Origin of the sequence: uncultured Streptococcus sp. (assembly GCF_963521255.1) — a bacterium.
In the GTDB taxonomy this organism is placed as follows: domain Bacteria; phylum Bacillota; class Bacilli; order Lactobacillales; family Streptococcaceae; genus Streptococcus.
Window position 1 is genome coordinate 1 of the sequence record NZ_CAUQTU010000012.1, and the last position, 26,359, is coordinate 26,359.

Below are 26,359 nucleotides of genomic sequence, written 5' to 3' on the forward strand. Positions count from 1 at the left end.
AGAGACCAGATGGCTCAACATACCCACCAGGAACTAAGGTAGAAATTCCAGGTAAGAACGGAACTCCAATTGTCGTAATCATTGGACAAGATGGAAAAGGTAAAGTACCAAATAGTGATTTACCAGATGGAAAAGTACCAGGAACAGCTAAGATTACAGAACCAGGTAAACCATCTGTGGAAGTACCAGTAGTAACAACGCCAGCGAAACTTACACCAACGGTAGAATTGGAACAAGATCCTAAGACAGGGGATGTAACAGTAACACCTAAGAGACCAGATGGCTCAACATACCCACCAGGAACTAAGGTAGAAATTCCAGGTAAGAACGGAACTCCAATTGTCGTAATCATTGGACAAGATGGAAAAGGTAAAGTACCAAATAGTGATTTACCAGATGGAAAAGTACCAGGAACAGCTAAGATTACAGAACCAGGCAAACCAGCTGTTGAAGTACCAGTAGTAACAACGCCAGCGAAACTTACACCAACGGTAGAATTGGAACAAGATCCTAAGACAGGGGATGTAACAGTAACACCTAAGAGACCAGATGGCTCAACATACCCACCAGGAACTAAGGTAGAAATTCCAGGTAAAGATGGTAACCCAATTATTGTTACAATCGGTGAAGAAGGTAAAGGTAAAGTGCCAAACAGTGAATTACCAGAAGGTAAAGTTCCAGGAACAGCTAAGATTACAGAACCAGGCAAACCAGCTGTTGAAGTACCAGTAGTAACAACGCCAGCGAAACTTACACCAACGGTAGAATTGGAACAAGATCCTAAGACAGGGGATGTAACAGTAACACCTAAGAGACCAGATGGCTCAACATACCCACCAGGAACTAAGGTAGAAATTCCAGGTAAAGATGGTAACCCAATTATTGTTACAATCGGTGAAGAAGGTAAAGGTAAAGTGCCAAACAGTGAATTACCAGAAGGTAAAGTTCCAGGAACAGCTAAGATTACAGAACCAGGTAAACCATCTGTGGAAGTACCAGTAGTAACAACGCCAGCGAAACTTACACCAACGGTAGAGTTGGAACAAGATCCTAAGACAGGGGATGTAACAGTAACACCTAAGAGACCAGATGGCTCAACATACCCACCAGGAACTAAGGTAGAAATTCCAGGTAAAGATGGTAACCCAATTATTGTTACAATCGGTGAAGAAGGTAAAGGTAAAGTGCCAAACAGTGAATTACCAGAAGGTAAAGTTCCAGGAACAGCTAAGATTACAGAACCAGGTAAACCATCTGTGGAAGTACCAGTAGTAACAACGCCAGCGAAACTTACACCAACAGTAGAGTTGGAACAAGATCCTAAGACAGGGGATGTAACAGTAACACCTAAGAGACCAGATGGCTCAACATACCCACCAGGAACTAAGGTAGAAATTCCAGGTAAGAACGGAACTCCAATTGTCGTAATCATTGGACAAGATGGAAAAGGTAAAGTACCAAATAGTGATTTACCAGATGGAAAAGTACCAGGAACAGCTAAGATTACAGAACCAGGTAAACCATCTGTGGAAGTACCAGTAGTAACAACGCCAGCGAAACTTACACCAACAGTAGAGTTGGAACAAGATCCTAAGACAGGGGATGTAACAGTAACACCTAAGAGACCAGATGGCTCAACATACCCACCAGGAACTAAGGTAGAAATTCCAGGTAAGAACGGAACTCCAATTGTCGTAATCATTGGACAAGATGGAAAAGGTAAAGTACCAAATAGTGATTTACCAGATGGAAAAGTACCAGGAACAGCTAAGATTACAGAACCAGGCAAACCAGTTGTAGAAGTTCCAGTAGAAACACCAGCTAAGGTAACACCAGGTAAAGTCACACCAGCAACACCAACAGATCCAATTCCAGTTGCACCAGTGACACCTGATACGCCAGTCAAACCTGCTACTAATGGAGGTTCTAGTCAAGATACACCTGTACCAACAACTCCAATTCCAGATGCAGTTACTCCGAATACAGATCAGGTAGATACTCAGACTACTATTGACAATGGAGCTAAGTCAAATGATTCTCAAAATGTATTGCCAAATACAGGAACAGAATCAAATGCGGCTCTTGCATCTCTAGGACTTCTTGGTCTGCTAGGTGGTCTCGGACTTGCTCTTGGAAAGAAAAAAGAAGACTAAAAATTTAGTCAAATGAACATTCATTCTTTTGTATTGTAAAGACAAACTAGATTGATTCTGGGAATCGTGTTCGTCATAAAATACAAAGAATGTTTAGAGAAAGAAAGCGAACAATGCTAGGATTTTGTTAAACGGAATTCTAAGTATTGTTCGCTTTTGTGGTATAATAAGACTATGCAGAAGAAACCAACGTCAGCCTATGTGCATATCCCGTTTTGTACCCAGATTTGTTATTACTGTGACTTTTCAAAGGTCTTCATAAAAAATCAGCCAGTCGACAGCTATTTAGAGCATCTGTTAGAAGAATTTCAATCTTATGATATTCAAAAGTTGCGAACCCTCTACATCGGTGGTGGGACACCAACAGCCCTGTCAGCTCCACAACTGGAGGTGTTATTGAAGGGCTTGACTAAAAACTTGGACTTGTCTGTCTTAGAAGAGTTGACCATTGAGGCCAATCCAGGCGACTTGGATGCAGATAAGATAGCTGTTTTGAAAAACTCAGCTGTCAATCGTGTTTCGCTAGGTGTGCAGACCTTTGATGACAAGATGCTGGAAAAGATTGGGCGCAGTCATTTGGAGAAAGATATTTATGAAAATATCGACCGTCTGAAACTGGCTGATTTTGACAATATCTCCATCGATTTGATTTATGCGTTGCCTGGTCAGACCATGGAGCAGGTCAAGGAAAATGTGGCTAAAGCCATTGGTCTGGGTATTCCCCATATGAGTTTGTATAGCTTGATTTTAGAAAATCATACGGTCTTTATGAACCGGATGCGACGAGGGAAATTGCCTCTGCCTAAGGAGGAACTGGAAGCTGAGATGTTTGAGTACATCATCGCAGAGCTGGAGCGAGCTGGTTTTGAGCATTATGAGATTTCCAATTTCTCAAAGCCTAGTTTTGAAAGTCGCCACAATCTCATGTACTGGGACAATGCTGAATACTATGGCATCGGTGCTGGGGCATCTGGTTATGTAGATGGAGTGCGCTATAAGAATCATGGTCCCATTCGTCATTATCTCAGTGCAGTTGAGGAAGGCAATGCTCGCATCACAGAAGAGCACCTGAGTCAAAAGGAGCAAATGGAAGAAGAAATGTTCCTGGGCCTCCGCAAGAAATCAGGGGTCTCCATGGTGCGATTTGAGGAAAAATTTGGACGGTCTTTTGATGGACTTTATGGAGAAGTTGTCAAGGACTTGGTTCAACAAGGTCTCATGCAAATAGAGGGTGACCGAGTGCGCATGACAAAGAGAGGTCTCTTTTTAGGAGATACCGTAGCAGAACGATTTATTTTGGAGTAGGATTATGGGCTTAACTTATCAAATGAAAATGAAAATTCCTTTTGATATGGCTGATATGAACGGTCATATCAAACTTCCAGATGTGATTTTACTGTCCCTGCAAGTTTCAGGGATGCAGTCTATTGAGTTGGGAGTCAGTGATAAGGCTATTTTGGAAGACTATAATCTGGTCTGGATTATCACAGACTATGATATTGAGGTGGTTCGTTTGCCTCGTTTTGCAGAAGAAATCACTATCGAAACGGAAGCTTTGAGCTACAATCGGCTCTTTTGCTATCGCCGCTTTACCATTTATGATGAAGCAGGTCAGGGTCTTATCCACATGATGGCGACCTTTGTTCTCATGGACCGAGACAGTCGAAAAGTCCATGCGGTAGAACCTGAGATTGTGGCTCCGTATCAGTCTGATTTTGATAAAAAGCTCATCCGCGGACCAAAATATGAGTCCTTGGACGAGCCAATCAGCAAGGATTACCATGTCCGTTTTTACGACTTGGATATGAATGGCCATGTCAATAACAGTAAATACTTGGACTGGATTTTTGAGGTCATGGGAGCTGATTTTTTGACCCACTATATTCCCAAGAAAATCAACCTCAAGTATGTCAAGGAAGTTCGACCAGGTGGGGTAATCACATCGTCTGTTGAACGGACTGGACTGGAAAGCAAACATGAGATTACAAGCGACGGTGCTACCAATGCCCAAGCTATCATCACTTGGCAAGAAATATAAAAGATTAGGGAGAAAGTATGAAATACAAAGGCTATTTAATTGATTTAGACGGAACCATTTATAAGGGGAAAGATAGAATCCCAGCAGGAGAGGCTTTTGTTCATGAATTGCAAAAGCGGGACATTCCCTATCTCTTTGTGACCAACAATACAACCCGTACTCCTGAGAGTGTTCAGCAGATGCTGGCTCAGAATTTTAATATCGATACGCCCCTGTCGACTGTTTACACAGCGACTTTGGCAACTATCGACTATATGAATGACTTGGGACTGAAAAAGACCGTCTATGTCATTGGAGAAGCAGGACTCAAGGAAGCCATTAAGGCGGCTGGCTATGTCGAAGACAAGGAAAATCCTGCCTATGTGGTAGTAGGTCTGGACTGGCAAGTTGAATATGAAAAATTTGCGATAGCAACTCTTGCCATTCAAAAGGGAGCTCACTTTATCGGAACCAATCCTGACCTCAATATCCCGACAGAGCGTGGTCTTTTGCCAGGTGCTGGTTCACTGATTACGCTACTTGAAGTAGCAACACGAGTGAAGCCTGTTTATATCGGGAAACCAAATGCTATCATTATGAACAAGGCGGTTGAGCACTTAGGCTTAGAACGTGAAGAGTTAATCATGGTCGGGGACAATTACCTGACTGATATTCGAGCTGGGATTGATAATGGCATTCCAACGCTCTTGGTAACGACAGGTTTTACTAAGGCAGAAGAAGTAGCAGACCTGCCAATCGCACCGACACATGTGGTTTCTAGCCTTGCGGAGTGGGATTTTGATGAAAACTAAACTGACCTTTTGGAGCTCTATGCTCTTTCTCCTCTCCCTCTCAATCCTTTTAACCATTTATTTGGCTTGGATTTTTTATCCTTTGGAGATTGAGTGGCTGAACTTGACGGATCGAGTCTATCTAAAACCAGAAACCATTCAATACAATTTTCATATCTTGATGAATTATCTGACCAATCCTTTTAGTCAGGTCTTGCAGATGCCTGATTTTCGTTCGTCAACATCTGGTCTGCATCACTTTGCGGTGGTCAAGAACCTCTTTCGATTTGTTCAGCTAGTAGCTCTAGTAACACTGCCAAGTTTCTATTTCTTTGTCAAAGGGATTGTGAAAAAGGGCTTCTTGTCTCTATTTAGTAAAGGGCTTCTGACTCTAGTGGTCTTACCTTTGCTGATTGGTCTTGGGGGAGTTTTGATTGGTTTTGATCAATTCTTTACCCTTTTTCATCAAATTCTCTTTGTGGGAGATAATACATGGCTTTTTGATCCAGCCAAGGATCCTGTTATTCTGATTTTGCCAGAGACCTTCTTCCTTCATGCCTTCCTCCTCTTTTTTACCCTCTATGAAAGCTTCTTTGTTTTTCTGTATCTGAAAAGTCGTAGGAAATAATACTAAAGATGTTCTTATTTTGAGTAAATAAGTTAGGTATGTGATTCGAAACTATTGTCAAGAGTGAATTAACTAAATCTACCTTACCTCAATCGTTCGCAAACAGTCTATTTTTCTTGAAAAAATAGGCTTTTTTTCTAAAAATCCCTAGTCAAGCGCTTTATTTTTTTGTATAATAGAATTAGCAAAGTATAGATAAGAAGAGAAAAGCATGATTACACTATTTCTATCACCGAGCTGTACATCATGTCGTAAGGCTAAGGCCTGGTTAGAAAAACATAAGGTTCCCTTTGTGGAACACAATATTATGACCAGTCCTTTAACAAGAAAAGAATTGCAACACATCCTTTCCTTGACCGAAAATGGTACTGATGACATCATTTCAACTCGTTCAAAAATTTTTCAAAAATTGAATATTGATGTAGAGAGTATTTCGGTATCGGAATTGCTTCATTTGATTGAGCAGTATCCTAGCCTTTTGCGTCGTCCAATTATTATCGATGCCAAACGCATGCAAATCGGTTTTAATGAAGATGAGATTCGTGCTTTTCTCCCTCGTAGTTACCGTAAGCAAGAACTAAAAGAAGCAAGAATGAGAGCTGGTATTAGTTAATGAATAAACAGTATAGTTACCCACTAGATTTGTCGTGGAGCACTGAAGAACTTGCTTCAGTGCTTTCTTTTTTTAATGATGTTGAAGCTGCCTATGAAGGCAAGGTAGAGGCTAAAAAGCTACTGAATTCTTATAAGGGATTCAAGGCGGTCGTACTAAGCAAGAGTGAGGAGAAACGTTTGGGCCGAGAATTTGAAACGGTTAGTGGCTATTCGCTTTATCGAGCAGTTCAGGCTGCCAAGGAAAAAGGGGAAGGGAAGATTTCTCTTGGAAAGTAAATTTGAATTTGCCAAAGAGCTTGTCAAGAAGGCGGGCCAGTACATCCTTGACCATATGCAGGAAGACTTGCGTGTTGAGACCAAGTCCTCTCCAACAGACTTGGTGACCAGACTGGACAAGGAAGTTCAGGAACTATTGGTGGGTGAGATTTTATCTCGTTATCCTGAGGATAAGATTTGTGCTGAAGAAGGTTGTCTGCGAGCTTCGGTTCAAGAAGGAAAGGTTTGGGTCATTGATCCGATTGATGGGACCAATAACTTTGTCGCCCAGCAGGAGGATTTTGCTGTTATGATGGCTTATTTTGAAAATGGTCAGGGACAGTTTGGTCTCATTTATGATGTGGTCAAAGGGGATTGTTATCACGGTGGTGGTAAGTTTCCAGTTTGTCTAAATGATAAGCCTCTAGCTCCTTTTAAAACTAAACCACTTGGAGATTTTCTCATTGCAGGGAATAGTGGGATGCTGGAAACCAATGAATGGGGCTTGGCTGATTTGGGTCGAGCGGTCCTCGGTGTTCGTGTCTATGGGAGTGCGGCCATTAGTTTTGCCAAGATTTTATCAGGGCGTTTGTTGACCTATGTCACCTATCTGCAACCATGGGATTATGCTGCGGCTAGTATTTTAGGGGAAAGTCTGGGCTATCGGGTCGTAACCCTATCTGGTCAACCGCTTGATTTTCAAACCAGACAACCGGTCATGATGCTACCTCTTGAGATGCAGGAGGAAATTCAGTCCTATATTTACGAAAGGAAAAGAACTTAAATGCAATTTCCAGAAGGATTTGTTGAAAAATATGAAGAGATACTAGGAGATGAGGCAAGAGATTTTCTTGCCTCTTTTGAGGAGGAAGCGGTTTCGGCCTTTCGGGTCAATCCTTTAAAAGAAGCGCCAGTTTTCTTTTCTGATCCCATTCCTCAAACTCCTTGGGGCCACTATGGGAAGGTTTCAGGGAAATCGCCTGAGCATGCTACAGGCTTAGTATATTCGCAAGAACCTGCTGCTCAGATGGTTGCTCAGGTAGCCCAGCCCAGTCCTGGTATGAAGGTCTTGGACTTGGCTGCTGCACCGGGTGGAAAATCAACTCAGCTAGCAGCCTATCTAGCAGGAGAGGGTCTCCTTGTTTCCAATGAAATTTCAAGCAAACGGGCTAAGATTTTAGTAGAAAACATGGAGCGCTTTGGAGCGACAAATGTTGTGGTAACCAATGAATCTGCTGATCGTTTGGCCAAGGCTTTTACGGGCTATTTTGACCTCATTGTCCTTGATGCTCCTTGCTCTGGTGAAGGGATGTTTCGTAAGCAACCAGATGCTATGGACTATTGGAGCCTTAATTATCCGAGCCAATGTGCTAGCTTGCAAAGAGAAATTCTGGCAGATGCGGTAACCATGTTAGCAGAAGGTGGTCGTCTGGTTTATTCGACCTGTACCTGGGCACCCGAGGAAAACGAAGAGATTGTCAATTGGCTACTGAAAGAGTATGATTTTGATTTGCTACCAGTTGAACATATCAATGGAATGGTAGCTGGTATTGACCTGCCAGAAACGGCTCGGATGTACCCTCATCATTTTAAGGGAGAGGGTCAGTTTGTCGCCCATCTACAGTTTAAAGGTGAAAATACAGCCCCTAAATTTAAGGCAAGCAAGAGCAATCTTAGCCGTGAACAAGTTACCTTGTGGCAGGAATTTGCCCAAAAACATTTGAAGGTCAATCTAAGGGGGATCTTGCAGACTTTTGGTGACCAACTCTATCTCTTGCCAGAACTCTTGCCAGATTTAGGGAAGCTCAAGATTGCTCGGAATGGCCTGCATCTGGGTACCTTTAAGAAGAAACGCTTTGAACCCAGTTTCGCTCTTGGTCTAGCCTTGAAACCGAGTCAGGTCAAGCAGTCCGTTACAATTGATCAAGAAGAGTTTGTAAAGTATGTGGCTGGAGAAACTGTTCAGCTGGCGGAAAGTCTGCCAAATGGTTGGTACCAAGTTTTAGTTAAAGGAAATGGTTTGGGATTTGCTAAGGTGACGGGAAATGTTTTGAAAAATTATTTTCCAAAAGGCCTCAGATTCAAGTGAAAATGCTAGTCAAAGTAGCTTGTCTATGTTATAGTGGAAGTATGGATTTTTTTCAAATTGTCTTTTATTTTAAGTCAAAATTGGTGGGAAAGGTAACTGAGCAAATTTCTAGTAAAACTAAGCTGGCAACTTCAGTTGGCTTCCCATTTTCAAAAGAAAAACATAAATAAATAGTTGAAAAAATTTACAGCATTCACCATTATTTTCAAGGAGAAAAACAGTGAAAAAAAGGAAAAAACTCGCTCTATCCCTTGCAGCTCTTTTGCTTGCAGGTTCTTTGGCGGGATGTGCTAGCTGGATTGATCGTGGAGAATCCATGACAGCTGTTGGCTCAACGGCTCTTCAGCCCTTGGTCGAAGCAGCAGCAGATGAATTTGGCTCTCTGCACGTTGGAAAAACAGTCAACGTTCAAGGTGGAGGATCTGGTACAGGTTTGTCACAGGTTCAGTCTGGAGCCGTTGATGTAGGAAATTCAGACGTATTTGCCGAGGAAAAAGACGGTATCAACGCATCCGCTCTAGTGGACCATAAGGTAGCCGTAGCGGGCTTGGCAGTCATTGTGAATAAGGAAGTTGATGTTGAAAATCTGACAACTGAACAACTCCGTAGCATCTTCACAGGTCAAGTAACCAACTGGAAAGAAGTCGGTGGGAAAGACCTAGCCATTTCCATTATCAACCGCGCGGCAAGTTCTGGTTCGCGTGCAACCTTTGATAGTGTTATCATGGATGGTCAATCTGCCGTGCAGAGTCAAGAACAGGATTCAAATGGGATGGTCAAAAACATTGTTTCCCAGACACCAGGAGCCATTTCTTACCTAGCCTTTGCCTATGTGGATGACTCGGTGAAACGCATGAAGTTGAATGGCTATGAGCCGATTGCAGAAAATGTTACAAGCAATAACTGGCCTTTGTGGTCTTATGAACACATGTACACCCTAGGTCAACCAAATGAATTGGTGGCAGAATTCCTCAACTTTGTCCTATCAGATGAGGCGCAAAGCGGAATCGTTAAGGGGATGGGCTATATTTCTGTCAAGGAAATGAAGGTTGAAAAAGATGCTGTAGGAACGGTGACAGCACTAGAAGGGAGTCACTAATGAATCAAGAAGAATTAGCTAAAAAATTACTTTCTCCCTCAAAGAACTCTCGTCTAGAGAAATTAGGAAAAGGCTTGACCTTTGCCTGTCTGTCTTTGATTGTCATTATTGTGGCTATGATTTTGATTTTTGTAGCCCAAAAAGGTTTGTCGACCTTCTTTGTCAATGGGGTTAATATCTTTGATTTCCTATTTGGACAAACTTGGAATCCTTCAGGTAAACAATTTGGTGCCCTTCCCATGATTTTGGGTTCCTTTATTGTCACAATCCTATCAGCCCTTATCGCAACTCCTTTTGCCATTGGTGCGGCAGTCTTTATGACGGAGGTCTCACCAAAAGGTGCTAGGATCTTGCAACCAGCTATTGAATTGCTAGTTGGGATTCCTTCAGTCGTGTATGGATTTATCGGTTTGCAGGTCGTAGTTCCCTTTGTCCGTAGTGTCTTTGGTGGGACTGGTTTTGGGATTTTGTCAGGGATTTTCGTTCTCTTTGTCATGATTTTACCAACGGTAACCTTTATGACAACGGACAGCTTGCGTGCGGTGCCTCGTCACTACCGTGAAGCTAGTTTGGCTATGGGAGCGACCCGTTGGCAAACCATCTGGCGCGTGACCTTGAAGGCAGCGCGTTCAGGGATTTTCACTGCAGTGGTCTTTGGGATGGCGCGTGCCTTTGGTGAGGCCTTGGCTATTCAGATGGTGGTCGGAAACTCAGCCGTTGTTCCAACTTCACTGACAACACCTGCTGCGACCTTGACCTCTGTGTTGACCATGGGTATCGGAAATACAGTTATGGGAACAGTTGACAATAACGTTCTCTGGTCACTGGCCTTAGTCTTGCTATTGATGAGTTTGGCCTTTAACAGTGTGATTAAATTGATTACGAAAGAAAGAGGAAAGAAAAACTATGCACGCTAAGAAATTAGATAAAATTGCAACAGCTGTCCTCTACTCAATTGCAGGAATTATCGTTGCCATCTTGGCATCCTTGATTCTTTATATCTTGGTTCGTGGTTTGCCCCACATCTCTTGGTCTTTCTTGACTGGCAAATCATCTTCTTACCAAGCAGGTGGAGGGATTGGAATTCAGCTCTATAATTCCTTCTTCCTTCTGATTATTACCTTAATTATCTCTGTTCCTTTATCTATGGGGGCTGGGATTTTCCTAGCTGAATATGCCAAAAAAGGTCCTGTGACCAATTTTGTCAGAACCTGTATTGAAATCTTGTCTTCACTGCCATCAGTAGTTGTGGGTCTCTTTGGTTACTTGATTTTTGTAGTTCAGTTTGAGTATGGATTTTTAATCATTTCAGGTGCCTTGGCCTTGACAGTATTTAACCTGCCTCAGATGACTCGTAATGTTGAAGACAGCTTGAAACACGTTCACCATACCCAGCGTGAAGCTGGTCTGGCCCTTGGAATTTCTCGTTGGGAGACAGTGGTCCATGTGGTCATTCCAGAAGCCCTTCCAGGTATCGTAACGGGGGTTGTCTTGGCTTCTGGTCGTATCTTTGGTGAGGCGGCTGCTCTTATCTATACTGCAGGACAATCCGCTCCAGCCCTTGACTGGTCTAACTGGAATATTCTCAGTGTAACAAGCCCAATCTCTATCTTCCGTCAAGCAGAAACCTTGGCTGTCCACATTTGGAAAGTCAATAGCGAAGGAACCATTCCTGATGGCACCATTGTATCAGCAGGTTCTGCAGCCGTGCTCCTCATCTTTATTCTCATCTTTAACTTTGGAGCCCGCAAACTCGGAAGTTACCTACATAAGAAATTAACCGCTGCCTAAAGGAGAAGCCATGTCAAAATATAATTGGGATGAAAAGCATATCATCACCTTTCCTGAAGAGAAAGTGGCCCTCTCTACTAAGGATTTGCATGTTTACTACGGTAAAAAAGAATCCATCAAGGGCATCGATATGCAATTTGAAAAGAATAAAATTACGGCCTTGATTGGCCCATCTGGATCAGGAAAATCAACCTACCTCCGCAGTCTCAACCGTATGAATGATACCATTGATATTGCCAAGGTAACAGGTCAAATCCTCTATCAAGGGATTGATGTCAACCGTCCAGAAATCAACGTTTATGAAATGCGTAAACACATCGGGATGGTCTTCCAACGACCAAATCCTTTTGCCAAGTCTATCTATCGCAATATCACTTTTGCCCATGAACGTGCAGGGGTTAAGGACAAGCAAGTCTTAGATGAAATTGTGGAAACCTCTCTTCGTCAGGCTGCCCTTTGGGACCAGGTCAAAGACGATTTGCACAAGTCAGCCTTGACCCTATCAGGTGGTCAGCAACAACGTCTCTGTATCGCTCGTGCTATCTCTGTTAAACCAGATATCCTCTTGATGGATGAGCCGGCATCAGCCTTGGATCCGATTGCGACAGCCCAGCTGGAAGAAACCATGCTGGAGTTGAAGAAGGATTTTACCATCATCATCGTGACCCACAGTATGCAGCAGGCTGCGCGTGCTAGTGACTACACAGGATTTTTCTACTTGGGTGATTTGATCGAGTACGATAAGACCTCTAATATTTTCCAAAATGCCAAACTACAGTCAACCAATGACTACGTAACAGGACACTTTGGATAGAAAGGAAACAGTATGACAGAAGCGATTTTACAGGTGTCAGACCTGTCCGTTTACTACAATCAAAAAAAGGCCTTGAATAGTGTTTCCCTATCTTTCCAACCTAAGGAAATTACAGCCTTGATCGGTCCATCTGGATCAGGGAAATCAACCCTCCTAAAGGCTATCAACCGCATGGGTGATCTCAATCCAGAGGTAACCACAACTGGTTCAGTAGTTTATAATGGTCACAACATCTACAGCCCACGTACAGATACAGTTGAATTGCGTAAGGAAATTGGTATGGTTTTCCAACAACCGAACCCTTTCCCTATGTCTATCTACGAAAATGTTGTTTACGGGCTTCGTATCAATGGAGTGAAGGATAAGCAGGTTCTGGATGAAGCGGTAGAAAAAGCCTTGCAACGAGCCTCTATCTGGGATGAGGTCAAGGATCGCCTGCATGATTCAGCTATCGGGCTTTCAGGCGGACAACAGCAACGTGTCTGTGTTGCCCGTGTCTTGGCAACCAGTCCTAAAATCATTCTCTTGGATGAACCGACTTCAGCTTTGGACCCTATCTCGGCCGGTAAGATTGAGGAAACCTTGTATGGTCTAAAAGATAAATACACCATGCTCTTGGTTACACGTTCCATGCAACAAGCCTCTCGTATCTCTGACAAGACAGGATTTTTCCTTGATGGAGATTTGATTGAGTTTAACGATACCAAGAAGATGTTCCTCAACCCACAACATAAGGAAACAGAAGATTATATTTCAGGAAAATTTGGATAAGGAGATAAATGATGTTACGTTCTCAATTTGAGGAAGATTTAGAGAAATTGCACAACCAGTTCTATGCTATGGGACAAGAAGTGCTATCCCAAATCAATCGTACAGTGCGTGCCTTTGTTACGCATGACCGTGATTTGGCAAAAGAAGTCATCGAAGACGATGCAGAAGTAAACGAATACGAAGTGAAATTGGAGAAGAAATCATTTGAAATGATTGCCCTTCAACAACCCGTTTCTCAGGACTTGCGTACAGTTCTAACCGTTTTGAAGGCTGTATCTGACTTGGAACGTATGGGTGACCATGCCGTTTCCATTGCCAAGGCGGCAATTCGTATGAAGGGGGAGCAACGCATTCCAGCTGTTGAAGAAGAAATCAAGAGAATGGGTCGCGATGTCAAGAACTTCGTTGAAGCAGCCCTTGAACTCTATCTGAATGGTTCAGTTGATCAGGCCTATGAAGTAGCAGCAATGGATGAAAAAATCAACCATTACTTTGATAGCATTCGTGACTTGGCTACAGAAGAAATCAAGAAAAATCCTGATGCCATTGTTACAGGTCGTGATTATTTCCAAGTGATTGCCTTCTTGGAACGTATTGGAGACTATGCCAAGAATATCTGTGAATGGGTTGTTTACTTTGAAACAGGTAAGATTGTCGAACTATAAAATAGATTCATTCTGTATAAAAAGGAGCTTAAAATCAACCGACAGCTCCTTTTTTGAATGAAAAAAATATTTTTAAGATAAAAATTCAAAAAAACACTTGACAAGCAACTTGGATAGCGTTATAATTATACAAAATTAACAGAGAGGTTGTTTATTTATGAAGTCAAAAAAATGGATATTTGTTTTATGTAGTTTTCTTGCAAGTTTCTTCTTAGTAGCTTGCCAGTCGGGTTCTAATGGTTCTCAGTCAGCTCTTGAAGCCATTAAGCAAAAGGGGAAATTAGTTGTGGCGACCAGTCCTGACTATGCACCCTTTGAATTCCAATCCTTAGTTGATGGCAAAAACCAGGTAGTCGGTGCGGACATTGATATGGCTCAAGCTATCGCTGATGAACTTGGGGTGAAGTTGGAAATTTCAAGCATGAGTTTTGACAATGTTTTGACTAGTCTTCAAACTGGTAAGGCTGACCTAGCAGTTGCGGGAATTAGCGCTACTGATGAGAGAAAAGAAGTCTTTGATTTTTCAATCCCTTACTATGAGAACAAGATTAGTTTCTTGGTTCGTAAGGCTGATGTAGAAAAATACAAGGATTTAACTAGCCTTGAAAGTGCTAATATTGCAGCCCAAAAAGGGACTGTTCCAGAATCAATGGTCAAGGAACAATTGCCAAAAGCTCAATTAACTTCCCTAACCAATATGGGTGAAGCAGTCAATGAATTACAGGCTGGAAAAGTAGATGCTGTTCACATGGATGAGCCTGTTGCCCTTAGCTATGCTGCTAAAAATGCCGACCTAGCTGTCGCAACTGTCAGCTTGAAGATGAAGGATGGCGAAGCCAATGCCGTTGCCCTTAGAAAAAATAGTGCTGATTTGAAAGAAGTGGTGGACAAGGTCATCCAAAAACTCAAGGATGATGGTACCTACCAAAAATATCTTGAAAAAGCGGCAACCTTAACAGAAGTTGAACAATAAGAAAAGCAGAGTTGGAAGTTATTCCAATTCTGCTTTTAAATAGTTTAAAACCTTTTCCAGATTTTCTAAGGCTACCTTGGCAAATTGATAAGGGCAGGCACCTAAGTAAGCCTCTTCAAAGAAGTCCAAGCCCAGTTGGCTGTGCTTGAGACTGGCAATTTTAGGATACTGTCTGAGGTCTAGTAATAAACTATCGTGTAGGGGAAAGTGAGGGAGGGGACAAGGAGTTTTAGTTAAGCTTTTCTCGATTTGTTTTTGGTAGTCTTCCTGATTGGATAAGCGAGCTAGCCGGTTTTTCTCAAACAGTTGACTATCAATATAGAGTGACAGGGCCTTTTGCATGATAAGGTTGCTGTCGTAGTCTAGGATATTTTTGTAGGCCACAAATGCTTCTTTGATAGCATTTGGCAGAATGAGTGCCGTAATCCGCAGGGCTGGAAAGAGGCTGGTTGAGAAGGACTTGATATAAATGACGCGCTCCTCTGTATCCAGATAGTGGAAGGTCTGGCCCTTTTTAGAGTCCAAATCACCCAGATAGTCGTCTTCTACGATATAGACACCATACTTGGCAGCTAAGTCAAGAATAGCCCGTTTGTCCTGCTCTGAGTAGGAATGCCCCAGAGGATAGTGAAAACGAGGAATGGTGTAGAAAAACTTAATTTTTCCTGTCTTGAAATGGCCTTCCAGCTCCTCCAAGTCAATCCCATCAATGCCTCGTTCAATCGTTTGATAGTCCAATCCCTGAGCAATCAAGAGGCGATTCATCCGATGGTAGGTCGGCTGTTCCACCAAGATTTCCTTGGCTTGGCTAGGAAAGGATATTTGAGAAAGGATAAAAAGGGCTTGTTGGGTTCCAGAAGTCAGTACCAGTTGATCAGTCTTGCAGTAGAGAGCTTGGTCAAAGAGGAGTTTATGAATGGATTGCCTTAAGTCTTCTAATCCTTCTTGGTTGTCATAGTAGTTGAAGAGGTAGTTTTCTCGGCCAATCAAGGTTTCATTGACACAGAGTCGGAAATCGTCATAGGCGCTGGCATGTTCGTCGGTAACCTCAATTTCTAGGTCCTGGTGTTGCCCTTGTTCTAGGACATAGTAGCCACTCTGGGGCTTGGAATAGAGGTATTGTTCGTGCCGTAATTCCAGTAGGGCGCGTTGAATAGTGTCCTTGCTACAGTGAAAGTCAAGACTCAGTTGACGGATAGAAGGCAGGCGACTTCCCGTTGGAAAACGTCCAGACTCGATACCGTTTTTCAGATAGGAAACAACCTCTTGGTACTTGCTTAGTTTCTTCATTCCAGACCTCCCTTGATTTTGTTACATTGTACCCTTTTTTTTCCTTCTTGGCAATGTCTAGGGTATTTCTCTCGTTCACATCTAGGGGTAAATGTGGTATACTTAGGAGTAAGATTTATAGAATAACAGACAAGAAAGAGAATGGATAAGAACGTGCAGGAACCAGTGAAATTATTTCAATACAATACCCTTGGAGCCTTGATGGCTGGCCTTTATGGTGGTACTATGACTGTGGGAGAATTACTTAAGCATGGTGATCTTGGTTTGGGGACCTTGGATTCCATTGATGGAGAATTGATTGTCTTGGATGGCAAGGCTTATCAAGCCAAAGGATCAGGAGAGCAACCAGAAATTGTGGAAGTGTCGCCAGATGCCCTTATTCCTTACGCAGCAGTGGTACCACATCAGGCAGAGGTCATTTTCCGCCAACGCTTTGAGATGACAGACAAGGAATTGGAAGAACGAATCGAGTCTTATTATGATGGGGAAAATCTTTTCCGCTCTATCAAGATTCGTGGAGAATTTTCACATATGCATGTGCGCATGATTCCTAAGTCAACACCAGATACCAAGTTTGCTGACGTCGCAACCCATCAACCGGAATATAGTCGTGACAATGTGGCGGGAACCATCGTTGGTTTCTGGACGCCAGAGATTTTCCATGGAGTCAGTGTGGCAGGCTATCATCTCCACTTCATCTCAGATGATTTGACCTTCGGTGGGCATGTCATGGACTTTGTCATCAAGGAAGGGATTATCGAGGTGGGAGCCGTTGACCAGTTGGACCAACGTTTCCCAGTCCAAGACCGTCAATACTTGTTTGCTAAGTTCAATGTTGACGAGATGAGAAAAGATATTGAAAAGGCAGAATAGGAGACGAAAATGACCGTTCATATTATCATTACCATGGTGCTGTTGCTGGCTTTTTTGATAGGAAGCATTTGGTATGCCAAAAAGAAATATCAGATCAATCTAGCTGTCTTGGGCTGGGGTGCTGTAGCTTTCTTTGTCTCTTCACAGATTTTGGAAAAACTGGTGCATATCTTGGTTTTGCATCCTCAAAAAGACGGTAGTATTGCCCTCTTGCGAGACCATCCGCTTGTCTATATCATCTATGGCCTAGCCATGGCAGCCTTTTTTGAGGAAACAGCTCGCCTAATTTTTTTCAAATGGTTGGAGAAAAAGAGAAGTTTGGAAAAGGCAGATGCCTTGGCTTATGGATTGGGGCATGGTGGCTTGGAGTTGATTTTCCTAGGTCTTACTAGTTTGATTAATCTCTACATTGTTCTATCAGCAGTTCAAACGCAAAATCCACAGGTTATGCAATTGCTGTCTGAAAATATGTTGAAAACTATTCAGTCGCTATCAGTCTGGCAGATTTATTTGCTTGGTTTTGAGAGAATCTTGGCGCTAGGTTTCCAATTACTCTTGACTGTTTGGGTTTACCAAGCTGTTCGCCAGAAGAAATGGATTTATCTCCTAGCAGCCTATGGCCTACATGCCTTCTTTGACCTAGCACCATCTCTTGCACAAGTAGGTTGGTTGACAAATCCTGTCTTGGTTGAAGTTGTCCTAGCACTTGAACTTGTTCTGGTTGCCTATGGAACAAGGGCTATCTTTTGCAAAAAATCATAAAAAGAGGGGAAACCTCTTTTTTGTTTAAAATAAGCCCAAGATTTTTTTAGGGTCGTCAAATGGTCTTAAAAATGGTATAATGGAATGAATTTTGTAAAAGGAAGAGTGTCATGTCAGTAAAAGAAAAAATACTTGAAATTTTAGAAGGGATTGATATCCGTTTTAAAGAACCCTTGCAGAGCTATAGTTATACAAAAGTAGGTGGAGAGGCTGATTATCTGGTCTTTCCACGAAATCATTTTGAGTTGGCTCGCGTTGTCAAATTTGCCAATCAAGAAGATATCCCTTGGATGGTTCTTGGGAATGCCAGCAACATTATCGTTCGTGATGGTGGGATTCGTGGATTTGTCATCTTGTGTGACAAGCTCAATAATGTTTCCGTTGATGGCTATACCATCGAAGCTGAAGCTGGTGCTAACCTGATTGAAACAACTCGCATTGCCCTTCGTCATAGTTTGACTGGCTTTGAGTTTGCTTGTGGCATTCCAGGGAGCGTTGGTGGCGCTGTCTTTATGAATGCGGGTGCCTATGGTGGCGAGATTGCCCATATCTTGCAGTCTTGTAAGGTCTTGACCAAAGATGGAGAAATCGAGACCCTGTCTGCCAAAGATTTGGCTTTTGGTTACCGCCATTCAGCCATTCAGGAGTCTGGTGCAGTTGTCTTGTCAGCTAAATTTTCCCTTGCTCCAGGAAGCCATCAGGTTATCAAGCAAGAAATGGATCGCTTGACGCATCTCCGTGAACTCAAGCAACCTTTAGAATATCCATCTTGTGGTTCGGTCTTTAAGCGTCCAGTAGGACATTTTGCAGGTCAATTAATTTCAGAAGCTGGCTTGAAAGGCTATCGTATTGGTGGAGTAGCAGTCTCAGAAAAACACGCAGGTTTTATGATTAATGTTGCTGACGGAACGGCTAAAGACTACGAAGACTTGATTGAGTCTGTGATTGAAAAAGTCAAGGAACACTCTGGCGTTACTCTTGAGAGAGAGGTCCGTATTTTAGGTGAAAGCAAGTAGGACACTTTAGTTGAAAAGCTGCTGCTATGTCATGGAAAGGGGGTGAAAGCCTATCGTTAGTGCAGAAGTATGTAGGCAGTTCAATCTCCTACACGAGGTAGTAGCGGCCTGACAGAGCCCTGATCTGTTAATCTATGAAAAAGAAGGAATAAATGACAATTGAAAAAACCAATTATTGAATTCAAAAACGTCTCTAAAGTTTTTGAAGACAGCAACACCAAGGTTCTCAAAGACATCAACTTTGAGTTGGAAGAAGGGAAATTCTACACCCTTCTAGGCGCATCTGGTTCAGGGAAATCAACCATCCTTAACATCATTGCAGGTTTGCTGGATGCGACGACAGGAGATATTTTGCTGGACGGTGTTCGTATCAATGACATCCCAACCAACAAGCGAGACGTCCATACGGTCTTCCAATCCTATGCCTTGTTTCCACATATGAATGTGTTTGAAAATGTTGCCTTTCCGCTTCGCTTGCGCAAGATTGACAAGAAAGAAATCGAGAAACGCGTAGCGGAAGTTCTCAAGATGGTTCAGTTGGAAGGTTACGAAAAACGTTCTATCCGTAAACTCTCTGGAGGACAACGTCAGCGTGTGGCTATTGCCCGTGCTATCATCAACCAACCCCGTGTGGTTTTGTTGGACGAGCCTCTGTCAGCGCTGGACTTAAAATTAAGAACAGACATGCAGTACGAACTGCGTGAACTGCAACAACGATTGGGCATTACCTTTGTTTTTGTCACTCACGATCAGGAAGAAGCACTTGCCATGAGTGACTGGATTTTCGTTATGAATGATGGTGAGATTGTCCAGTCTGGAACTCCTGTGGACATCTACGATGAGCCGATCAACCACTTTGTTGCCACCTTTATCGGTGAGTCAAATATCTTGCCAGGTACCATGATTGAGGACTACTTGGTTGAGTTTAACGGCAAACGCTTCGAAGCAGTCGATGGGGGGATGAAGCCAAATGAGCCTGTTGAAATCGTTATTCGTCCAGAGGACTTGCGTATTACCCTGCCTGAAGAAGGCAAGCTCCAAGTTAAGGTTGATACCCAGCTCTTCCGTGGGGTTCACTATGAGATTATCGCTTACGATGAACTTGGAAATGAATGGATGATTCACTCGACTCGTAAGGCCATCGTTGGTGAGGAAATCGGTCTGGACTTTGAACCAGAAGACATCCACATCATGCGCCTCAACGAAACCGAAGAAGAGTTCGATGCTCGTATCGAAGAATACGTAGAAATCGAAGAGCAAGAAGCAGGTCTGATCAATGCAATCGAGGAGGAAAGAGATGAAGAAAACAAGCTCTAAACTCTTTGTAGTGCCCTACATGCTTTGGATTGCCCTATTTGTATTGGCACCCTTGGTCTTGATTTTCGGACAATCCTTTTTCAATATCGAAGGCCAGTTTAGTTTAGAAAACTATAAATCTTACTTTGCGTCACAAAACTTGACCTACCTAAAAATGAGTTTCAACTCTGTACTCTATGCAGGAATTGTGACCTTTGTGACCCTGCTTATCAGCTATCCAACAGCCCTCTTTTTGACCCGTCTCAAGCATCGTCAACTCTGGCTCATGCTGATTATCCTGCCAACTTGGATCAATTTGCTCCTCAAGGCCTATGCCTTTATCGGGATTTTTGGTCAGAATGGCTCTATTAACCAATTTTTGGAATTCATCGGAATTGGTTCTCAACAGTTGCTCTTTACCGATTTCTCCTTTATTTTTGTCGCAAGCTACATCGAGCTTCCCTTTATGATTTTGCCCATTTTCAATGTCTTAGACGATATGGATAACAATCTCATCAATGCCAGCTATGACCTAGGTGCGACCAAGTGGGAAACCTTCCGACATGTCATCTTCCCACTGTCTATGAACGGTGTGAGAAGTGGAGTTCAGTCTGTCTTTATTCCTAGCTTGAGTCTCTTCATGCTGACCCGTTTGATTGGTGGGAACCGCGTTATTACACTGGGGACAGCCATTGAGCAGAACTTCCTGACAAATGACAACTATGGTATGGGTTCAACCATCGGTGTGATTCTCATTCTGACCATGTTCATAACCATGTGGGTGACCAAGGAAAGGAGAGAACGATGAAAAAATTTGTCAACCTTTATCTGGGACTGGTCTTTCTTGTCCTCTACCTGCCGATTTTTTACTTAATTGGCTACGCCTTTAATGCAGGTAACGACATGAATAGCTTTACAGGCTTTAGCTTGAGTCATTTTAAAACCATGTTTGGCGATAGTCGTCTCATGTTGATTGTGACTCAGACCTTTTTCTTGGCCTTCCTATCAGCCTTGATAGCGACCATTATCGGGACTTTTGGAGCTATTTACATTTACCAGTCTCGTAAGAAATACCAAGAAGCCTTTCTATCACTCAATAATATCCTCATGGTTGCGCCTGATGTTATGATTGGTGCCAGCTTCTTGATTCTCTTTACTCAACTCAAGTTTTCACTTGGCTTTTTGACGGTTCTATCTAGTCACGTGGCCTTCTCGATTCCTATCGTGGTCTTGATGGTCTTGCCTCGACTCAAGGAAATGAACGGAGACATGATTCATGCGGCCTATGACCTTGGTGCCAGTCAATTTCAGATGTTCAAGGAAATCATGCTTCCTTACCTGACTCCGTCTATCATTGCAGGTTATTTCATGGCCTTCACCTATTCGCTGGATGACTTTGCCGTGACCTTCTTCGTGACGGGAAATGGCTTTTCAACTCTGTCAGTCGAGATTTACTCTCGTGCTCGCAAGGGGATTTCGCTAGAAATCAATGCCCTGTCTGCCCTTGTCTTTCTCTTTAGTATTATCCTAGTGGTTGGATATTACTTTATCTCACGTGAGAAGGAGGAGCAAGCATGAAAAAACTCTATTCATTTTTAGCAGGAATTGCTGCGATTATCCTGGTCTTGTGGGGAATTGCGACTCATTTAGATAGTAAAATCAATAGCCGAGATAGTCAAAAACTGGTTATCTACAACTGGGGAGACTATATTGATCCAGAACTCTTGGAGCAATTCACAGAAGAAACAGGCATCCAAGTCCAGTATGAGACCTTTGACTCCAACGAAGCCATGTATACCAAGATCAAGCAGGGCGGAACGACCTACGATATTGCCATTCCTAGTGAATACATGATCAATAAGATGAAGGACGAAGATCTCTTGATACCGCTTGACTATTCAAAACTTGAAGGTCTTGAAAATATCGGACCAGAGTTCCTCAACCAGTCCTTTGACCCAGGCAATAAATTCTCCATTCCTTATTTCTGGGGAACCTTGGGAATTGTCTACAATGAAACTATGGTAGATGAAGCGCCTGAGCATTGGGATGACCTCTGGAAACCAGAGTATAAGAACTCTATCATGCTCTTTGATGGGGCGCGTGAGGTGCTAGGACTGGGACTCAATTCCCTCGGCTACAGCCTCAACTCCAAGGATAGCCAGCAGTTGGAAGAGACAGTGGACAAGCTCTACAAACTGACTCCAAATATCAAAGCTATTGTGGCGGACGAGATGAAGGGCTACATGATCCAGAACAATGCTGCTATCGGTGTGACCTTCTCTGGTGAAGCCAGCCAAATGCTAGAAAAAAATGAAAATCTACGCTATGTGGTACCGACTGAGGCCAGCAACCTTTGGTTTGACAATATGGTCATTCCCAAAACAGTCAAAAACCAAGATGCAGCCTATGCCTTTATCAATTTTATGTTGAAACCTGAAAATGCTCTTAAAAATGCTGAGTATGTCGGTTATTCAACACCAAACCTACCAGCTAAGGAAATGCTCCCAGAGGAGAAAAAAGAAGACAAGGCCTTCTATCCTGATGCTGAAACCATGAAACACCTAGAAGTTTATGAGAAATTTGACCATAAATGGACAGGCAAATATAGCGACCTCTTCCTACAGTTTAAAATGTATCGGAAGTAGGAGGCTAAACGTAAGAAACGAATCAGTCAAGCTGGTTCGTTTTTTAAAAAATAAAAGGCAATTTTCGTAACGGTATCTTTTTCTATGATAGTTGCTTATTTTCTTTCCCAGTAGTATACTAAGTTTAACCTTACAGAAAGCGGTAACAAATAATGAAAATATCTACTTTTTTCAAAAAATTTTATTGGCCAACCTTTTTGATTGTTGACGAAACAATTATACTATTCCATTTAAAGGATGGTTTGGATCGACAATACCTAACAACTGATTCCATACATTTGGTGATAGGGTTCTTTATATTTGCAAATATTTTCGTAGCTATCTTTAACAATTCAAAACTTTGGGATAAAAGTTGGGATAAAAAGAGTGATAGCAGTAAGAAAAAATATATTCTGAAAAAGTAATCTGAGATGTAGGGAATTGGTTTGATTTGACGGAGATGATTTTCAGTTGACGCAAGCTTAAAAAAACGTTATAATAAGAAAGTTGAGAATTGATTTTCAGTTGTCTTAGTCCAGAGAAATGGCGGTGCTGCGAGCCATCTAAGCTAGAAAGTCATGCTACTCAATTTAACAATTGCATAATAAGAATAAGAGAATGACAAGTTCATTGAATGAAGGTGGTACCGCGGTTTTTCGCCCTTCGTGATATGAGCTTGTCTTTTGATTTTTTGGAGGTGTTGATGAAAACATTTCTTGTCAAACAAAAGTTTCGTCTTGGAGGCGAACGCTTCGCTATCAAGGATGACAGGGGAGAAATCGCCTATCAGGTGGAGGGATCATTTTTCCAAATTCCTAAAACCTTTACCATATATGATGCGACTGGTGAACAGGTCAGTCAGATTAGTAAAGAAATCTTGACCTTGCTTCCTCGTTTTGAGATTCAGCTTCGGGATGGCTCGAGTTTTGTCATTCGTAAGAAGTTGACCTTCTGGCGAGATAAGTATGAGTTTGATAATCTAGGTCTTCGTATCGAGGGCAATATCTGGGATTTGGATTTCAAATTGCTGGATGATCGCGATCAGCTGATTGCGGAAATTAAGAAGGAACTCTTCCATCTGACCTCTACCTACACTGTAACGGTTCTTGAGGACGCTTATGCAGACCTAGTCATTTCCCTCTGTGTCGCGATTGACTATGTGGAAATGCTGGAAAGCCAATCACATTAAACAAGTAAATAAGGAGACAATATGAAACAACTATCTAGTGCACAAGTACGCCAAATGTGGCTTGATTTCTGGGCGACCAAAGGTCACTCAGTAGAACCATCAGTGAGCTTGGTTCCTGTAAATGACCCAACTCTTTTGTGGATCAACTCTGGGGTAGCAACCCTTAAGAAATACTTTGACGGGACCATTATCCCTGAAAATCCACGTATTACCAATGCCCAAAAGGCTATCCGTACCAACGACATCGAGAACGTAGGGAAGACTGCACGTCACCATACCATGTTTGAAATGTTGGGGAACTTCTCTATCGGGGATTACTTCCGTGATGAAGCTATCACTTGGGCTTATGAGCTTTTGACAAGCCCTGAGTGGTTTGACTTCCCAGCTGAAAAACTTTATATGACCTACTATCCAGCTGATAAAGATTCATACAACCGCTGGATTGAAGTGGGAGTGGATCCAAGTCATTTGATTCCAATCGAGGATAACTTCTGGGAAATCGGTGCGGGACCTTCTGGACCAGATACAGAGATTTTCTTTGACCGTGGAGAAGCTTTTGACCCAGAAAATATCGGTATTCGTTTACTTGCAGAAGATATTGAAAACGACCGTTATATCGAAATCTGGAACATCGTTTTGTCACAATTTAACGCAGACCCTGCTGTTCCTCGTAGCGAATACAAGGAATTACCACACAAGAACATTGATACGGGCGCTGGTTTGGAGCGTTTGGTAGCGGTTATCCAAGGGGCTAAGACTAACTTTGAAACTGACCTCTTCATGCCAATCATTCGTGAAGTGGAGAAATTGTCTGCTAAGGTTTATGACCAAGATGGCGACAACATGAGCTTCAAGGTCATCGCTGACCATATCCGTTCTCTTTCATTTGCGATTGGGGATGGTGCTCTTCCAGGAAATGAAGGTCGTGGTTATGTCCTTCGTCGTCTTCTTCGTCGTGCCTCTATGCATGGTCAAAAATTGGGCATCAACGAGCCTTTCCTTTACAAACTCGTTCCAACCGTTGGAAAAATCATGGAAAGCTACTACCCAGAAGTGCTTGAAAAACGTGACTTTATCGAAAAAATCGTTAAGAGCGAAGAAGAATCATTTGCACGTACTCTTCACTCAGGTCAACACTTTGCCCAAGGCATTGTAGCAGACTTGAAAGAAAAAGGTCAATCTGTCATTGCTGGTTCAGATGTATTCAAACTCTATGACACTTATGGATTCCCAGTTGAATTGACTGAAGAAATCGCTGAAGAAGCTGGTATGACTGTGGATCGTGAAGGCTTTGAAGCAGCCATGAAAGAACAGCAAGAACGCGCGCGTGCTTCAGCTGTCAAAGGCGGATCTATGGGTATGCAAAATGAAACCCTTCAAAATATCACAGTGGAAAGTCGCTTTAACTATGAAGCATATCAATTGTCTTCTAAATTGGTAGCAATCGTGGCTGACAATGCAGAAGTAGAAGCTGTATCAGAAGGAACTGCCTCTCTTATCTTTGCGGAAACGCCATTTTACGCTGAAATGGGTGGACAAGTAGCTGACCACGGACAAATCTTGAATGAGTCAGGTAAGATTGTGGCTACTGTGACCAATGTTCAAAAAGCTCCAAACGGACAAGCTCTTCATACAGTTGAAGTACTTGCACCGCTTGCCTTGAACCAAGAATATACCTTGGCAATTGATAGCAATCGCCGTCACCGTGTCATGAAAAACCACACTGCGACTCACTTGCTTCACGCTGCCCTTCACAATATCCTTGGAAACCATGCGACACAAGCAGGTTCACTTAATGAAGTAGAATTTCTTCGCTTTGACTTTACGCATTTCCAAGCTGTGACTGCTGAAGAATTGCGTGCCATTGAACAGCAAGTTAACGAGAAAATCTGGGAAGCTCTTGAAGTTAAGACAGTTGAAACGGATATTGACACTGCCAAAGAAATGGGAGCGATGGCCCTCTTTGGTGAGAAATACGGTAAAGAAGTCCGTGTTGTTACTATCGGTAACTACTCTATAGAGCTTTGTGGTGGTACCCACGTTGGCAACACTTCTGAAATTGGTCTCTTCAAGATTGTCAAAGAAGAAGGTATCGGATCAGGAACTCGCCGTATATTGGCGGTGACTGGTAAGGAAGCCTTTGAAGCCTACCGTGAACAAGAAGACGCTCTTAAAGCAGTCGCAGCAACCTTGAAAGCACCTCAACTTAAAGAAGTACCTCACAAGGTAGAAGGACTTCAAGAACAACTTCGTCAATTGCAAAAAGAAAATGCTGAGTTGAAAGAAAAAGCCGCAGCTGCAGCCGCAGGCGACATCTTCAAGGATGTTAAGGAAGTCAATGGTCACCGTTACATTGCTAGCCAAGTGTCTGTATCTGATGCTGGTGCCCTTCGTACCTTTGCAGATAATTGGAAACAAAAAGACTACTCTGATCTTCTTGTCCTAGTTGCCGCTATCGGTGACAAAGTCAATGTCCTTGTAGCAAGCAAGACAAAAGACCTTCATGCAGGAAACCTTGTCAAAGAATTGGCACCAATCGTCGATGGACGTGGTGGTGGTAAACCAGACATGGCCATGGCAGGAGGAAGCAACCAAACTAAGATCCAAGAATTGTTGGATGCAGTAGCAGGTAAATTGTAAGAAAATAA

The 26,359-nt window shown here is 42.7% G+C and carries 27 protein-coding genes; 26 read left to right on the plus strand and 1 reads right to left on the minus strand.

The features are described 5' to 3' along the window. From RWP09_RS08205 to RWP09_RS08280, 16 genes are all read left to right on the plus strand, one after another. Positions 1–2,153 (plus strand): LPXTG cell wall anchor domain-containing protein (locus RWP09_RS08205; protein ID WP_314436364.1); only part of this gene is annotated, 2,153 nt, incomplete at its 5' end. A 174-nt stretch (positions 2,154–2,327) separates the two neighbouring features. Beyond that, positions 2,328–3,458, plus strand: a complete 1,131-nt coding sequence (hemW, locus tag RWP09_RS08210; protein ID WP_314436367.1) for a radical SAM family heme chaperone HemW — start codon at positions 2,328–2,330, stop codon at positions 3,456–3,458. Positions 3,459–3,462: 4 nt separating this feature from the next. Continuing rightward, positions 3,463–4,191: an acyl-[acyl-carrier-protein] thioesterase gene (locus tag RWP09_RS08215; RefSeq protein ID WP_314436370.1), complete on the plus strand. Its 729-nt coding sequence runs from the start codon at positions 3,463–3,465 to the stop codon at positions 4,189–4,191. A gap of 17 nt (positions 4,192–4,208) precedes the next feature. Next, complete coding sequence (locus RWP09_RS08220) at positions 4,209–4,982, plus strand: TIGR01457 family HAD-type hydrolase (protein WP_314436373.1); 774 nt, start codon at positions 4,209–4,211, stop codon at positions 4,980–4,982. After that, a complete protein-coding gene (locus RWP09_RS08225; RefSeq protein ID WP_314436376.1) occupies positions 4,972–5,589 on the plus strand; it encodes a TIGR01906 family membrane protein in 618 nt (205 codons plus the stop codon). Before RWP09_RS08220 ends, RWP09_RS08225 begins: the two co-directional genes overlap by 11 nt. A gap of 211 nt (positions 5,590–5,800) precedes the next feature. After that, positions 5,801–6,202 (plus strand): Spx/MgsR family RNA polymerase-binding regulatory protein, encoded by a 402-nt coding sequence (locus RWP09_RS08230; RefSeq protein WP_000631259.1) that lies wholly within the window; start codon positions 5,801–5,803, stop codon positions 6,200–6,202. Beyond that, positions 6,202–6,480: a UPF0223 family protein gene (locus RWP09_RS08235; RefSeq protein ID WP_004259877.1), complete on the plus strand. Its 279-nt coding sequence runs from the start codon at positions 6,202–6,204 to the stop codon at positions 6,478–6,480. Before RWP09_RS08230 ends, RWP09_RS08235 begins: the two co-directional genes overlap by 1 nt. Continuing rightward, a complete protein-coding gene (locus tag RWP09_RS08240; RefSeq protein WP_314436464.1) occupies positions 6,470–7,243 on the plus strand; it encodes an inositol monophosphatase family protein in 774 nt (257 codons plus the stop codon). The genes RWP09_RS08235 and RWP09_RS08240 overlap by 11 nt, the downstream gene beginning before the upstream one ends. Continuing rightward, on the plus strand, positions 7,244–8,548 hold the full coding sequence (locus tag RWP09_RS08245; protein ID WP_314436467.1) for an RsmF rRNA methyltransferase first C-terminal domain-containing protein: 1,305 nt from the start codon (positions 7,244–7,246) through the stop codon (positions 8,546–8,548). It begins immediately after the preceding gene. Between the two features lie 220 nt (positions 8,549–8,768). Beyond that, positions 8,769–9,647, plus strand: coding sequence for a phosphate ABC transporter substrate-binding protein PstS family protein (locus RWP09_RS08250; RefSeq protein WP_000746323.1), 879 nt, complete (start codon positions 8,769–8,771; stop codon positions 9,645–9,647). Continuing rightward, complete coding sequence (gene pstC, locus RWP09_RS08255; protein ID WP_001070903.1) at positions 9,647–10,564, plus strand: phosphate ABC transporter permease subunit PstC; 918 nt, start codon at positions 9,647–9,649, stop codon at positions 10,562–10,564. The genes RWP09_RS08250 and pstC overlap by 1 nt, the downstream gene beginning before the upstream one ends. Then, complete coding sequence (gene pstA, locus RWP09_RS08260) at positions 10,554–11,438, plus strand: phosphate ABC transporter permease PstA (protein ID WP_314436472.1); 885 nt, start codon at positions 10,554–10,556, stop codon at positions 11,436–11,438. Before pstC ends, pstA begins: the two co-directional genes overlap by 11 nt. Before the next feature lie 10 nt (positions 11,439–11,448). Continuing rightward, positions 11,449–12,252 carry a phosphate ABC transporter ATP-binding protein PstB gene (pstB, locus tag RWP09_RS08265; protein WP_020900241.1) on the plus strand — a complete coding sequence of 268 codons (804 nt, stop codon included), beginning with the start codon at positions 11,449–11,451 and terminating at the stop codon, positions 12,250–12,252. A gap of 12 nt (positions 12,253–12,264) precedes the next feature. Continuing rightward, positions 12,265–13,023, plus strand: a complete 759-nt coding sequence (pstB, locus tag RWP09_RS08270; RefSeq protein WP_000133484.1) for a phosphate ABC transporter ATP-binding protein PstB — start codon at positions 12,265–12,267, stop codon at positions 13,021–13,023. 11 nt (positions 13,024–13,034) lie between these two features. Next, on the plus strand, positions 13,035–13,688 hold the full coding sequence (phoU, locus tag RWP09_RS08275; RefSeq protein WP_000946458.1) for a phosphate signaling complex protein PhoU: 654 nt from the start codon (positions 13,035–13,037) through the stop codon (positions 13,686–13,688). Positions 13,689–13,845: 157 nt separating this feature from the next. Beyond that, positions 13,846–14,661 (plus strand): ABC transporter substrate-binding protein, encoded by an 816-nt coding sequence (locus RWP09_RS08280; RefSeq protein WP_314436476.1) that lies wholly within the window; start codon positions 13,846–13,848, stop codon positions 14,659–14,661. Between the two features lie 18 nt (positions 14,662–14,679). Here RWP09_RS08280 and RWP09_RS08285 read toward each other — a convergent pair whose 3' ends face one another. Next, a complete protein-coding gene (locus tag RWP09_RS08285) occupies positions 14,680–15,951 on the minus strand; it encodes a PLP-dependent aminotransferase family protein (RefSeq protein ID WP_314436479.1) in 1,272 nt (423 codons plus the stop codon). Between the two features lie 141 nt (positions 15,952–16,092). Between RWP09_RS08285 and budA the strand changes: the two genes are divergently transcribed. The 10 genes from budA (at position 16,093) to alaS (ending at position 26,351) form a co-directional block, all read left to right on the plus strand. Continuing rightward, on the plus strand, positions 16,093–16,824 hold the full coding sequence (gene budA / locus RWP09_RS08290) for an acetolactate decarboxylase (protein WP_314436482.1): 732 nt from the start codon (positions 16,093–16,095) through the stop codon (positions 16,822–16,824). A gap of 9 nt (positions 16,825–16,833) precedes the next feature. Continuing rightward, complete coding sequence (locus tag RWP09_RS08295; RefSeq protein WP_314436485.1) at positions 16,834–17,586, plus strand: YhfC family glutamic-type intramembrane protease; 753 nt, start codon at positions 16,834–16,836, stop codon at positions 17,584–17,586. 110 nt (positions 17,587–17,696) lie between these two features. Continuing rightward, positions 17,697–18,602: a UDP-N-acetylmuramate dehydrogenase gene (gene murB / locus RWP09_RS08300; protein ID WP_314436487.1), complete on the plus strand. Its 906-nt coding sequence runs from the start codon at positions 17,697–17,699 to the stop codon at positions 18,600–18,602. A gap of 159 nt (positions 18,603–18,761) precedes the next feature. Beyond that, complete coding sequence (locus tag RWP09_RS08305) at positions 18,762–19,919, plus strand: ABC transporter ATP-binding protein (RefSeq protein ID WP_033688498.1); 1,158 nt, start codon at positions 18,762–18,764, stop codon at positions 19,917–19,919. Continuing rightward, positions 19,900–20,706 (plus strand): ABC transporter permease, encoded by an 807-nt coding sequence (locus RWP09_RS08310; protein WP_000753801.1) that lies wholly within the window; start codon positions 19,900–19,902, stop codon positions 20,704–20,706. The genes RWP09_RS08305 and RWP09_RS08310 overlap by 20 nt, the downstream gene beginning before the upstream one ends. Then, positions 20,703–21,476 carry an ABC transporter permease gene (locus RWP09_RS08315; protein ID WP_314436497.1) on the plus strand — a complete coding sequence of 258 codons (774 nt, stop codon included), beginning with the start codon at positions 20,703–20,705 and terminating at the stop codon, positions 21,474–21,476. Before RWP09_RS08310 ends, RWP09_RS08315 begins: the two co-directional genes overlap by 4 nt. Next, positions 21,473–22,543: an ABC transporter substrate-binding protein gene (locus RWP09_RS08320; RefSeq protein WP_314436498.1), complete on the plus strand. Its 1,071-nt coding sequence runs from the start codon at positions 21,473–21,475 to the stop codon at positions 22,541–22,543. Before RWP09_RS08315 ends, RWP09_RS08320 begins: the two co-directional genes overlap by 4 nt. Positions 22,544–22,695: 152 nt before the next feature. Next, positions 22,696–22,947 (plus strand): hypothetical protein, encoded by a 252-nt coding sequence (locus RWP09_RS08325; protein ID WP_004259830.1) that lies wholly within the window; start codon positions 22,696–22,698, stop codon positions 22,945–22,947. A gap of 278 nt (positions 22,948–23,225) precedes the next feature. Further along, on the plus strand, positions 23,226–23,711 hold the full coding sequence (locus tag RWP09_RS08330; protein ID WP_314436503.1) for an LURP-one-related/scramblase family protein: 486 nt from the start codon (positions 23,226–23,228) through the stop codon (positions 23,709–23,711). Positions 23,712–23,732: 21 nt separating this feature from the next. Further along, positions 23,733–26,351 carry an alanine--tRNA ligase gene (alaS, locus tag RWP09_RS08335; protein WP_314436506.1) on the plus strand — a complete coding sequence of 873 codons (2,619 nt, stop codon included), beginning with the start codon at positions 23,733–23,735 and terminating at the stop codon, positions 26,349–26,351. Positions 26,352–26,359: the final 8 nt, after the last annotated feature.